We start from the raw sequence: 12,272 nt of genomic DNA, 5'->3' as shown, positions 1-12,272 counted from the left end.
CGGAATCCGAATGCGTTCTCCTGAAAGTCGCGTGCGCTTGGCGGCAGCTGTTGCTGCATGGGTGCTCTGCATCGGTACCTCGGTATTTGCAGCGGAGAGCGGCGTGGCGCCGGCTGTAGAGCTCCCGAGCGAGCCGCTGTCTTCCATGGCGTCGCGCGTCGACCCGAACATGGTGCTCGACCTTGCCCTGGAGTTCTCGAACACCGGGGCGGCTTATCGCGGCAGCTTCGACTGGAAGAGGGCCTACCTGGGCTATTGGGATCCGATGGCCTGCTACGGCTACGCCCCCGCCGATGGCCACTTCAAGCGCCTGTCCCCGGCAACCCGGCTCGCCGGCGGCGAGATCGCGTGCGCGCATCAATGGAGCGGCAACCTGTTGAACTGGGCCGCGACGTCCACCGTCGACGTGCTGAGGCTTGCATTGACAGGTGGCGACCGGGTGGTGGACGAAGCCGACCGTACCGTGCTGCAACGCGCAGTGCTGCCGCAAGACTTCTATCGGAGCAGCCACTTTCCCGACAAGACCGTGGCCGGCAACCTTGACAAGCTCACGCCGCTGGTGGCGGGCAGCAGTAGCGGGTTGCGCTCGGCGGGCACGCTTCACTTCAATCATTGCGGTGACCGCATGTTCGTCGGACCGAGCGCAAGCGGCAGCTGCGCCAGCCCCGGCACCGACCAGAAATACGGCCCTGGCGCGGTGAGCGCTCCGTACTTCGCGCGGGTCGAGGTCTGCACCGCGGCCGAAGCGGCGGCGCGCGGCGACCTGTGCCTCAAGTACCCGAGCGGCAATTTCAAGCCCGCCGGAGAGATACAGCGCTACGCCGACAGGCTTCGCTTCGCCGTGTTCGGCTATCTGCTCGACAACGACCAGGCCCGTTATGGAGGCGTGTTGCGCGCCCCGATGAAATACGCCGGGCCGAGAAAGCTGGAGGCCAAGCTCGACAGGGTGGACAACCCCCAGACCGAATGGGATGCCAGGACCGGCGTCTTTCTCGGCGATCCGATATCCACCGCGCAGGGCGGCCGCTCCGGCGGAATCATCGGCTATCTGAACCGCTTCGGACGCGCCGGTGCGTACAAGAAGTTCGACCCAGCGGGTGAGCTGTACTACGAGTCGCTGCGCTATCTGCAAGGCAAGGTGCCCACGCGGGATGCAATCGCGGGCGTCGCAGCTGGCGACGATCCGCGCAAGGACGGGCTGCCGGTCTACAACGACACTGCGCAGTGGCGCACTGACGGCCACAAGAGCTGGGACCCAGTGGGTGCGAGCTGCCGCAAGAACTTCATCCTGGCGATCGGAGATCTCGAAACGCACGGCGATCGTTCCTTGCCCGGGCTGCCGGGCGGGGGCCGCAGCTTCAGCAACGCGTCGTTCGAGCCCGACACTTCCTACTGGACCCGCCTGGTCGGCGCTTTCGAGAACCGCGAGTCGCTGTCCTATACCCACCCTTCGGGAAAGGCCGGTCTTGCAACGACCGGAAATCGCGGCCTTCCTGCCTTCAACTACAAGGGCGGCGCGCAACTGACGGCGAGCACCATCGCAGCTGCGGAAACAGGCGCCGACAAGGGGTCGTTCGGCATGGCGGGCCTGGCCTATTGGGCGAACACCCAGAAGATTCGCGCCGACTACCCCGACGTGCGGGTCCAGACCTTCGGCATAGACCTGGACGCGGGCGGGCAGGGGACCATCGGGCAAGCGCAGCGCGGCAGCGCGCTTCATCTGGCGTCGAAGTACGGGGGCTTTGCAGACAGCAACGCGGACGGCAATCCGTTCAGGGCCTCAGGCGGCGGTGGCCAGACCGACGTGGCGGGCAATTCCGAATGGGCCGAAGGCATCGACGACGATGGCCAGCCCAAGCCGTCCAACTACTTCCTGGTGGGCGAGCCGCGGCAATTGCTAGGTGCGATCCACCGGATTTTCGAGTCGGCAGCAGCGCCATCAGGCGGGAGCACGGCGAACGCGGCCGTTTCGTCGGACCGCATCGCGGAAGCCGGAAGCAGCCTCTACGTGCCGCGGTTCAGCGGACGCCGCTGGTCGGGCACGCTGCTGTCGTATCCATTGGCTTACGACGCCGCTGCGGGCACGGTGCGCCAGGCCGATGAACCCGCATGGGACGCGGGAGCCCTGTTGACCGGCAATGCATCCGCTCAGCCGGCACTTGTGGCGCGCGATCCCTCGGACAGGAACATCTTCACCCTTTCGTCGGCAGGCAGAGGCACGCCTTTTCGCTGGGAGTCGCTCGACAACCTAGCGCGAGGCCATTTGAACTCCACGCCTTATGCGGTGCCCGCGGCATCCGATGCACTGGGAGCCGACCGGGTGGCTTATTTGCGCGGGGACCGCCGCAAGGAACTGTCGGCGCCGGGTGGAACATTCCGCGTGCGTGACTCGGTCATGGGCGATGTTGCCAATTCGAACCCGCTGTTCATGGGCGCGCCGGGCCCGCATGTGCAGGATGCCGGCTATCGCCTGTTCCTGGAGGCGAACAAGGCGCGGCCCCCGGCGGTGTACGTCGGCGCCAACGACGGCATGCTGCACGCCTTCTCGGCCGCCACGGGAAGCGAGCTCTTCGCCTACGTGCCACGCGCCGTGTTGCCGAAGCTCGGGGGCTACAGCTCGCCAGACCATGTGCATCAGTCCTATGTCGATGGGTCCCCCGCCGCAACGGAAGCCAGGATGGCCGATGGCAGCTGGAAGACAGTGCTGGTTTCCGGAATGGGTGCTGGGGCAAGCGGCGTCCTTGCGCTCGATGTCTCGAACCCCGCTGCGTTTTCAGCTGACAAGGTTCTGTGGGAGTTCACCGGTCTCGACGACGAGGACATGGGCCATGTGCTCCACGCGCCGCGCATCTTGAAGTTCCGCCTTTCCGCAGCCACACGCACCGGGGCCGCGGCCTATGGGTGGTTTGCCGTGGTTCCCTCCGGCTTCAACAACGCCAATCCGGACCGGCGCGGGGCGCTGTTCCTGCTCTCGCTCGACAAGCCCGCTGGCGCTGCCTGGAAGCGGGGCGTCAACTATCACAAGGTCGTGCTGCCGGCTCCAGCGGACAAGACGCTGGCAAATGCCCTTGGCACGCCCGGCGACTACGCAGCAGCGGACGGATCGGTGCGCTGGCTGTACGCAGGCGATACGCAAGGCAACCTGTGGAAATTCGATTTCACCGGCCGTGCGCCATGGAACGAGGACAACGCACTCGGGTTGAAGGGCCTGCCGCTCATGGTTGCGATGTCATCCGGTGCGGGCGCAAAGCGCCAACCGATCACCGTGGCGCCGGAGGTGGGGGCAGGGCCGAACGGCGGCGCCATCGTGCTCTTCGGCACCGGCAAGTTCGTGAGCGCCGAAGACATCGGCAGCGCCAGCCATGCGGTGCAAACGCTCTACGGCGTGTACGACTCGGGCACCGCCATTTCCGCGCACGAAACGCGCACCCAGCTTCAGGCGCGCACCGCGGCCGCTGCGGCCGGCCAGGCACTGCCGGCCATCGTGGGCGAACCTTTCGTCTACGGCACCGGAAACCGCAGCGTGGCAAGCCGCCGCGGCTGGTACTTCGATCTTCCCGGGTCGCTCGACTCTGGCGAGCGGCAGGTGACCCGGCTGGCGCTCAGCGATGGCTACCTGTTTTTCAACACGCTGATACCGAATGGCAATGCCTGCGACGCAAGCGGCGGCGGCCGCAGCTGCGCGGTCAATGCAATGACAGGGCTTTCGAAGGGCGGGACCTGCGTGCCTTCAACGGTGGGTTTGTTGTCGTCGCCTTTGCTCGTTGCGCTTGGAGAAGGGGCGTATGCCTCACCTGATGCGTTCGGGCGCCGTTCGGCCACGAAGAAGCTCTCGGCAATCAACGTCGGCTCTGGAGGCAGCCCTGGCGGGGCCGCCATTTCGACTGTGCAGCCGGTGGAAGGCGGCCAGGTTTCGCAGGTAGCCGGGCGCCTGAACTGGCGCCAGATCGTCGATTTTCAGGGAGCAAAGCCATGAAAGCCGCCACGCCGGCAAACGGCACCGCCACTCGCATTCGCGGCTTCACGCTCATCGAATTGATGATCGTGGTCGCGATCCTCGCCATCCTGGCCGCCATCTCCTATCCGTCGTACATGGACTTCATGCGCAAGGGCTGGCGCACCGAAGCGCGCTCCGCCCTGATGCAGCAGATGCAGCAGCAAGAGCGGCAATACACCATGGCCGGGCAGTACAAGCGCTACGAAGGCGGATCCGGCGAGGGAGGTGCGGGCGGCAAGTACCTCGTCGAGAGCGGCAATTGCGAGGGGCAGGGCACCATCGAGCGCTGCATCAGGCTCACGGCAACCCCGAAGCCCGGCTACGCCGATCCGGAGGTCGGAGCCCTCTGGATCGACAGCATGGGAGACAAGGGCTGCAATGGCACGGCGGGCGCCAGGTGCTGGCAATGAGGAGTGGCCGGCGATGCGCCATGTGCGCGAGCGTCGCATCAGGCGGATTCACCCTCGTCGAATTGATGGCCGTGGTGGCCATCATGACGATCCTGGGCTCGCTAGCCGTTCCCGCGTTTCGCGATCTGCTGCTCAACCAGCGGCTTGCCGCAGCTTCGAGCGGTTTCGTGGCCGCGCTGAACCTGGCCCGCACCGAGGCCATCCAGCGTTCGCAGAAGGTGCATGTGGGCGCCCTCGCGGGCAGCGACTGGTCGAGCGGCTGGGCCGTGCAGGCCGGGCCGGAAAGTGCAATGCAAACGGTGCGCAAGTTCGAAAAGCTTCCGAACGGGGTGAGCGTCGACGCAGCGCTTGGAGATGGATTCGTGCGGGGGCTGGACTACGACAGCAATGGCTTCTCGCGCCGGGCGGGCGGCACGGGCTTCGGCGCCGGATGCCTGACGCTGAAAGCCGAGTCGGGCCGCAGAGCTTCGATTGTGGTGTCCGCGTCGGGCCGCGCCAGGGTCTGCAACCCGGATGTCCGGGGTGAGTGCGGAAGCGGCGTGTGCGGCAGCGTCGGCAAATGAACGGGCGCCGGGGCTTGCCGCGACGCCGCTTGCTCAAATGTCCCGCAGCAGCTGCCTGAACTCGTCCACGTCCTCGAAGCTGCGGTACACCGAGGCAAAGCGCACGTAGGCCACCTTGTCGAGCTTCTTGAGCTCGCGCATGACAAGCTCGCCAACCTTGGTCGAATCGATTTCGCGCAGGCCGCTGGCCAGCAGCTTCTGCTCGATGCGCAGCAGCGCGTTGTCGATCTGCTCGATGCTCACCGGCCGCTTGCGCAGCGCCAGCATCATCGAGGCGCGTACCTTGGTCGAGTCGAAGTCGGCGCGGCTGCCGTCCTTCTTCACAACGACCGGAAAGTTCACGTCCGGGCGCTCGTACGTTGTAAAGCGCTTGTCGCAGGCGCTGCACTGGCGGCGCCTGCGCACGAAGTCGGCGTCTTCCGAAACACGGGTCTCGACGACCTGCGTTTCAAGATGACCGCAAAAAGGGCATTTCATGCGGCCAGGTCTTGCGGACGATCAGCGGTAGACAGGGAAGCGGCTCGTGAGCGCATGCACCTTGGCGCGCACCGCATCGATGTTGGCCGCATCGCGCGGGTTCTCGAGCACGTCGGCCACCAGGTTCGCCGTGATGCGGGCTTCTTCGTCCTTGAAGCCGCGCGTCGTCATGGCGGGTGTGCCGATGCGAACGCCGCTGGTCACCATCGGCTTTTCAGGGTCGTTGGGGATCGCGTTCTTGTTGATCGTCATGTGGGCGGCGCCCAGCACGGCTTCGGCTTCCTTGCCGGTAATGCCCTTGGAGCGCAGGTCGACCAGCATCACGTGGCTTTCGGTGCGCCCGCTCACGATGCGCAGGCCGCGCTCGGTGAGGGTGTCGGCCACGATCTGGGCGTTCTTGACCACCTGCTGCTGGTAGGCCTTGAACTCCGGCGTCATGGCTTCCTTGAAGGCGACAGCCTTGGCGGCAATCACGTGCATCAGCGGGCCGCCTTGCAGGCCCGGGAAGATGGCGCTGTTGATGGCTTTCTCGTGCTGCGACTTCATCAGGATGATGCCGCCGCGCGGGCCGCGCAGGCTCTTGTGCGTGGTGGAGGTCACCACGTCGGCATGCGGCACAGGGTTGGGGTAGACGCCCGCGGCCACAAGGCCTGCGTAGTGGGCAATGTCGACCATGAAGATCGCGCCCACGTCCTTGGCTACCTTGGCGAAGCGTTCGAAATCGATGCGCAGCGAATAAGCCGAGGCGCCGGCGATGATGAGCTTGGGCATGTGCTCGTGCGCCTTGCTCTCCATTGCGTCGTAGTCGATGGCTTCGTTGGCGTCCAGGCCGTAGCTCACCACGTTGAACCACTTGCCGCTCATGTTGAGGGGCATGCCGTGCGTGAGGTGGCCGCCTTCGGCCAGGCTCATGCCCATGATGGTGTCGCCGGGCTTCAAAAAGGCCAGCATCACGGCCTCGTTGGCCGATGCGCCGCAATGCGGCTGCACGTTGGCGGCGTCGGCGCCGAAAATCTGCTTGATGCGGTCGATGGCCAGCTGCTCGGCCACGTCGACATGCTCGCAGCCGCCGTAGTAGCGCTTGCCCGGGTAGCCTTCGGCGTATTTGTTGGTGAGCTGCGAGCCCTGCGCGGCCATGACGGCCGGCGAGGCGTAGTTTTCGCTCGCGATGAGCTCGATGTGGTGTTCCTGGCGTGCGTTTTCGGCCTGGATGGCAGCCCAGATTTCGGGATCGGTCTGTTCGACCAGGATATTGCGTTGGTACATGGCAGTCCTTTGAAGACGAGGTCCTTGTTCTTCAACCAAACAAGGGCTGCCCAGGCGAACGGCTGAACGCCTGAATGGATGCCAGGCGGCACGCTTCCCAGTGGTATTCCACGTCAGCGCATGGCACCTTTGGAGGTGCTGCGCCTATCGCCAGTCGCGTACGGAACGGAGTGTAGCTCACCCCATGGTTTTGCCCATGGGGCAGGGGCTCAGGAAACCTCGGAAAGCAGTGCGACTTTTTGAGGATCGGCCACCACCGGCTCGGCAGCTTGCTCCGGCTTCGGCGGTACAGCGATGGGGATCGGCTGTGCGCGGACGATGGGCGCGGTCGTGGTCGGCGGGTTGCGGCCGTTGGCCACCTGCAGCAGCCGCTCGTGCTCGGCCAGCACCTTGTTGGCATAGCCGCCGTCGTCGTCGAGATTGGCTGCGCCCACGTAGTAGCGCAGGCCGCCTTCGAGCGAACCGGCGCGGGCGATGCATTCCTGCAGCACTTTCACGCCGACGCGCATGTTGGTCACGGGGTCGAAAGCGGTGAGCGTGCCGCCGGCGCTTTCATATTTGTCGCCGTGAACGCGGGTCATGACCTGCATCAGGCCCTGCGCGCCCACGTGGCTCTGCGCGAACGGGTTGAAGCTCGATTCGACCGCCATGATGGCCAGGATCAGCGTCGGGTCGAGCTTGGTGCGCTTGCCCAGTTGGTACGCCTCTGCGACGAGCACGCTGAGCGGCTCGGCCGCCACGCGGTACTTCTTGCTGAGCCAGTAGGCCACCGCGGCTTGCTGCTTGGGCAGGTCGCCGGGGCTCGCGGCCGTGGTGCGCACGATGGCCGTCGGCTCCAGGTCGGTTGGCTCGGGCGCAGGCTTGCGCGACTGGAGCCAGCCCATGAGCTGCTCTTCGCCGGTCTGGCGCAGATCAGGCCGCGCCACCAGGGCGAGAGCCGCGAACACAATAGCCAGGCCGACCAGTGCAAACCCGTTGTGGGTGATTTCAAAAAAGCCGTCTGCCACATCGGACGCAAAGGTCCTTAGCCCGCGGGCTGTGGCATCAAACGCCTTGTTCATCGCTCTTCCTTTCTATGCGGCACCTGATCGCAGCGCCCGGAGGACGACGGATGAGGCAGCGGCGCTTGATTGGTACGAATCAGGCTCCGCGCGTGGAGGTGTAGGGGTGAGGGCGCGGCGACCTGATCAAGCCGTGGGAATTCGGCAGCGGGTTCAGGGGCCCCTGCTGGGTCTGGGGCAGGCCAGGGGCAGGCGGATTCTAGCGTGGCTAAATACTCGGTCAAGCATAAGGATTCATTCCCTTATGTGATTACATATTTAAACAAATCCAACTTTTTGATTCGAAGCAACAGGGAAATCCCTTGGATGCGGGCATTGCAATGCAAGCGTGCGGCGCCTAATCTGAACACGCCTGAGTTCTCAGGCGGTTTTCCGAAATCCGGCAGCCCGAGGTGCAAGTCAAGGGCTCGAACGATGGAGGATCCACGGCGGCAATCTCTTGCTGCCAGCACGGCAGGAACCATTGACTTCCGGTCGCGCGAAACGATGGCATGGGTCTTATGCCCGCCATCAAGCCCGGTAATGAGACTTTCGTCGAATTGCCGGGCTTTCTTGTTTCTGGCTTTGCTTCTCTTTGCGGCACACTCCCGCGATGGATGTAGCTTCGCTCAAACAAAACAAATGGATGCGGCGTGGGATCGCCGCCTTGCTGGTTCTTCTGGCCTTGTGGGCCATTGCGTGGCTCGCTGTTCCGCCCATCGCCAAGAGCCAGATCCAGAAGATCGCAAGCGAGAAGCTCGGCCGGCAGGTCACCGTGGGCAAGATCGACTTCAAGCCCTGGACCCTCGAACTCGCGCTGAACGATCTGAGCATTGCCACGGCCGACGGCAGCCGGCCCCAGGTGGCCGTCAAGCGCATCTATGCCGACGCCGAGCTGCAGTCGCTCTTGCGCCTGGCGCCGGTGATCGATGCGGTGTCGGTCGAGTCGCCGGCCATCCTCCTCACGCACCTTGCCGACGGCAAGTACGACATCGACGACATCGTGGCCAAGCTCGCGGCCGGCCCGCCGCCCGACCCCAAGACCGAGCCCGCGCGCTTCGCGATCTACAACATATCCATCAAGAACGGCGCGGTCGATTTCGACGACCAGACCGTCAAGCGCAAGCACGAGCTGCGCGACTTCGTGCTCAACGTGCCGTTCCTGAGCAACCTGGCTTCCAAGCGCGACATCAACACCGAGCCCAAGCTTGCCTTCACCCTCAACGGAAGCAAGTTCGATTCGGCTGCGCTCACAACCCCGTTCGCCGAAAGTCGCAAGACCGACGCCCATGTGCAGTTCAAGGGGCTCGACCTGGTGCCCTACCTGGGCTACATACCCGGCGGCTTGCCGGTCAAGCTGCAGGCCGGCAGCCTGGATGCCGACCTGAAAATCGACTTTGCCCAGGCCGCCGCGCCCGGCCTGAAGATCACCGGCACCATCGAAGCCCGCGGCGCGAAGCTGGGCGATGCACGCGGCCGAGACTTGCTCGGCTTCGAGTCGCTCAAGCTGGCGCTGGCCGACGTACGGCCGCTGGAATCGGTATTTCATCTGAGCGAAGTTGCGCTCTCCGCTCCGCAGCTTGCGGTCGCCCGCGATGCAAAGGGCCAACTCAACCTGCTGGCCACCGATCCGACCACGGGGGCCGCCGAAAAAGTAGCGGCTCCTCCCGCCGCCGCGGCAAGCGCTCCGGACGGCAAGGCACCTGAAAAACCGAAGCTCAAGGTCCAGGTCGACAAGCTCGCGCTCAGCGGCGGGCGCATCGGCTGGCGCGACGAGACCGTCAATCCCACCGCAGCCATCGACCTGAGCGCTCTCGGCCTCGATGTGACCGGCGTCACCTGGCCCATGGAAAAGCCGGCCAAGTTCAACGGCAGCACCGCCGTCGCCGGCGCAACCCTCAAGTTCCAGGGCAGCGCCACCGACAAGATGGCCGATGTGCAGACCGAAGTCGACGCGCTGCCGCTGTCGCTGGCGGCTCCCTATCTGGCGCAAAGCCTGGAGCCCACGCTCGACGGCAAGCTCAGCGGACAGATCGACATCGCCTGGGCCCAGCCCGACCTCAAGTTCAAGGCCCGGCGGCTGGCTGCCGACGGCCTGGCGCTCACCCAGGCGAAGACCGCCCTGGCGAGCGTCGGCCGCTTCGAACTGGTCGACGCCGAGGTCGACATGACGAAGCACACGCTGAACGTGGCTTCTTTCACCGCCACCAATCCGAAGGTTCATATAGAGCGCGACAGCGAAAAGCGCTGGATGTTCGAGCGCTGGCTGAAGGCGCCCACCGGTGGCGCGACGGCAGAGGCCAAGGTGGCCGCGCCCAAGCCCGCGGGCGCCGGGTCGGCGGCCGCAGCGCCGGGCGCCAACACCAGGCCGTGGGCATTGACCATCGGCACGCTCGCGGTCGACAACGGCACGCTTTCCTATGCGGACAAGGCCAGCGCAACGCCTGTGGCGGTCGAGATCACGGCGCTCAACCTGAACGCGCAGAAGGTCGCGCCCGAGACCAGCACGGTGTCGCCGCTGCAGATTTCAGGGCGCATCGGCTCGCGGCGGGCCGAGCCGGGCCGCTTCGACTACAAGGGCCACGTGGTGCTTAAGCCGCTTTCGGCTGAAGGCCGGCTCGAGGTGGCGTCTTTTCCCGCCCATGCCTTCAAGGCCTACTACGCGGATGCCCTCAATGTGGACATTCGCCGCGCGTTCGCGAGCTATCGCGGCACCGTGCGCTATGCAAGCGCACCGGCCGGCATGACCCTGAAGCTGGCCGGGGACACCGCGCTCGACGATTTCCGCGCCAACAGCATCTCGCTGACCCAGTCGCCCGGTTTCGACCGCAACACCAACCAGCTGCTGAGCTGGAAGACGCTGAGTCTGCGCGGCCTCCAGGTGAGCATGGCGCCCAACGCGCCGCCGGCGGTGGACGTGCGCGAAACCACCCTGACCGACTTTTTTGCCCGTGTGATCGTCGACCCCACCGGGCGGCTGAACCTGCTGAACCTGACCAAGAAGGGTGAGGCGGAAGGCAATGCCGCGGCGGCAACCAGTGCCGAGGCAAAGACCCGCAGGAGCCTGGGCGGAACCAGCACCACCACGGCGCCCTTGCCGCAGTCCGGCGGCGCCCCGGCGTCGGCCGAGGCCATGGTCGGCGGCAGCCCCGAGCCGGCCAGGCCGGCCTCGGCGCCTGTTGCAACGGCGCAGGCCGAAGCCGACACTGGGCCCAAGCCGGTCATCAACTTCGGCCCGATGAGCCTGGTCAACGGGCGGATCGACTTCACCGACCTGTTCGTCAAGCCCAATTACTCGGCCGACCTGAGCGAACTGACCGGCAAGCTCAGTTCCTTCTCGTCGAACCCGCCCAAGGGCGAGAGCGGCCGCCCGGCGCTGGCCGACCTGGAACTGCGCGGCAAGGCGCAGCAGACGGCGGCGCTGGAAATCACCGGCAAGCTCAACCCGCTGGCCAAGCCGCTCGAGCTCGACATCACGGCCAAGATGCGCGATCTCGACCTGGCGCCGCTGTCGCCATATTCGGTGCGCTATTCGGGCCATGGCATCGAGCGCGGCAAGATGAGCATGGACGTCAACTACAAGATTGCGGCCGACGGCCAGCTCACGGCCACCAACAAGCTGGTGCTCAACCAGCTGCAGTTCGGCGACGAAGTGCAGGGCGCACCCAACAGCCTGCCAGTGCGGCTGGCGGTAGCCCTGCTGGCCGACCGCAACGGCGTGATCGACGTCGACCTGCCGCTGCGCGGCTCGCTCAACGATCCGCAGTTCAGCATCGGTCCGCTGATCTTCAAGGCCATCGTCAACCTCATCGTCAAAGCGGCGACATCGCCGTTCAGCCTGCTGACCGGTGGGCTCGGCGGGGGCAGCGGTGAATCGAGCACCATCACCTTCGAACCCGGCAGCTCGGTGCTCAGCGCGAGCGCCAAGGAAAGTCTGGACAAGGTCGCCAAGGCCCTGGCGGAGCGTCCGACTCTCCAGATGACGGTGGTCGGCACTTCCAGCCTCGAGCAGGAGCGCGATGCCTACCAGCGCCAGCGCCTGCGCCAACTGGCCCAGGCCGAGAAGCGGCGTGCGGCCGTGCGCGGCGGCCAGGCGGGCACCGACGTGCCGCCAGTCACCGATGCCGAATACCCCGAGCTCCTGACCGCCGTATACAAGCGCGCCGACATCACCAAGCCGCGCAACATGGTCGGGCTGGCCAGGGACTTGCCGGTGAAGGAAATGGAAAACCTGCTGATCACCAGCATTCCGGTCGATGAAGAGTCGATGCGGCAACTGGCCGTGGAGCGCGGCGCCGTGGTGCGCGACTACCTCCTGGCGCAAAAGCTCCCGAGCGAACGCCTGTTCCTCGGCGCCGTGAAAACCAAGGCAGGCGGCGCCGATTGGAAACCGGGCGCCGAACTCAACTTGGCTATGAAGTAGCTCAGAAGAGCACTTGGTTTTTTGCGCCGGCTCTCTATATATGTAGGCCGCCGCCCGGGCCTTCCAGCAGCTATTTGGCTGCTGTCCCGGCATGGA

Annotated in this window: 7 protein-coding genes and 1 riboswitch; of the genes, 4 read left to right on the top strand and 3 right to left on the bottom strand. The window is 65.6% G+C overall.

Features of this window, described 5'->3' with window-relative positions; translation table 11 throughout:
* The first annotated feature begins 10 nt into the window (after nt 1-10).
* From V9L21_RS12285 to V9L21_RS12275, 3 genes are read left to right on the top strand one after another with little or no spacing between them, the layout of a single operon-like run.
* Nucleotides 11-3,976 carry a pilus assembly protein gene (locus tag V9L21_RS12285; RefSeq protein ID WP_337312173.1) on the top strand — a complete coding sequence of 1,322 codons (3,966 nt, stop codon included), beginning with the start codon at nt 11-13 and terminating at the stop codon, nt 3,974-3,976.
* Nucleotides 3,973-4,407 carry a type IV pilin protein gene (locus V9L21_RS12280; RefSeq protein WP_337312171.1) on the top strand — a complete coding sequence of 145 codons (435 nt, stop codon included), beginning with the start codon at nt 3,973-3,975 and terminating at the stop codon, nt 4,405-4,407. The genes V9L21_RS12285 and V9L21_RS12280 overlap by 4 nt, the downstream gene beginning before the upstream one ends.
* 20 nt (nt 4,408-4,427) lie before the next feature.
* Nucleotides 4,428-4,970: a GspH/FimT family pseudopilin gene (locus V9L21_RS12275; protein ID WP_337312169.1), complete on the top strand. Its 543-nt coding sequence runs from the start codon at nt 4,428-4,430 to the stop codon at nt 4,968-4,970.
* Nucleotides 4,971-5,003: 33 nt separating this feature from the next.
* On the opposite strand, the gene nrdR is transcribed toward V9L21_RS12275, so the two are convergent.
* The 3 genes from nrdR to V9L21_RS12260 all read right to left on the bottom strand — a co-directional run bounded on the left by nrdR (nt 5,004) and on the right by V9L21_RS12260 (nt 7,774).
* Nucleotides 5,004-5,447: a transcriptional regulator NrdR gene (gene nrdR / locus V9L21_RS12270; protein ID WP_007836918.1), complete on the bottom strand. Its 444-nt coding sequence runs from the start codon at nt 5,445-5,447 to the stop codon at nt 5,004-5,006.
* 21 nt (nt 5,448-5,468) lie between these two features.
* On the bottom strand, nt 5,469-6,713 hold the full coding sequence (gene glyA, locus V9L21_RS12265; RefSeq protein ID WP_337312166.1) for a serine hydroxymethyltransferase: 1,245 nt from the start codon (nt 6,711-6,713) through the stop codon (nt 5,469-5,471).
* Nucleotides 6,714-6,754: 41 nt separating this feature from the next.
* A riboswitch (ZMP/ZTP riboswitch) is annotated at nt 6,755-6,881 on the bottom strand.
* Between the two features lie 41 nt (nt 6,882-6,922).
* Nucleotides 6,923-7,774, bottom strand: coding sequence for a lytic transglycosylase domain-containing protein (locus tag V9L21_RS12260; RefSeq protein ID WP_337312164.1), 852 nt, complete (start codon nt 7,772-7,774; stop codon nt 6,923-6,925).
* 592 nt (nt 7,775-8,366) lie between these two features.
* Here V9L21_RS12260 and V9L21_RS12255 point away from each other — a divergent pair.
* Nucleotides 8,367-12,176: a DUF748 domain-containing protein gene (locus V9L21_RS12255; protein ID WP_337312162.1), complete on the top strand. Its 3,810-nt coding sequence runs from the start codon at nt 8,367-8,369 to the stop codon at nt 12,174-12,176.
* Nucleotides 12,177-12,272: the final 96 nt, after the last annotated feature.

It is taken from the genome of Variovorax sp. CCNWLW235, assembly GCF_037204085.1.
Taxonomy (GTDB): Bacteria; Pseudomonadota; Gammaproteobacteria; order Burkholderiales; family Burkholderiaceae_C; genus Variovorax.
This window is presented reverse-complemented; position numbering and strand designations above follow the sequence as displayed.

Bases quoted from the DNA above. Each gene is read 5' to 3' on its own strand.
- V9L21_RS12285 (WP_337312173.1), top strand. From the start codon at position 11: ATGCGTTCTCCTGAAAGTCGCGTGCGCTTGGCGGCAGCTGTTGCTGCA.
- V9L21_RS12280 (WP_337312171.1), top strand. From the start codon at position 3,973: ATGAAAGCCGCCACGCCGGCAAACGGCACCGCCACTCGCATTCGCGGC.
- V9L21_RS12275 (WP_337312169.1), top strand. From the start codon at position 4,428: ATGTGCGCGAGCGTCGCATCAGGCGGATTCACCCTCGTCGAATTGATG.
- nrdR (WP_007836918.1), bottom strand. From the start codon at position 5,447: ATGAAATGCCCTTTTTGCGGTCATCTTGAAACGCAGGTCGTCGAGACC.
- glyA (WP_337312166.1), bottom strand. From the start codon at position 6,713: ATGTACCAACGCAATATCCTGGTCGAACAGACCGATCCCGAAATCTGG.
- V9L21_RS12260 (WP_337312164.1), bottom strand. From the start codon at position 7,774: ATGAACAAGGCGTTTGATGCCACAGCCCGCGGGCTAAGGACCTTTGCG.
- V9L21_RS12255 (WP_337312162.1), top strand. From the start codon at position 8,367: ATGGATGTAGCTTCGCTCAAACAAAACAAATGGATGCGGCGTGGGATC.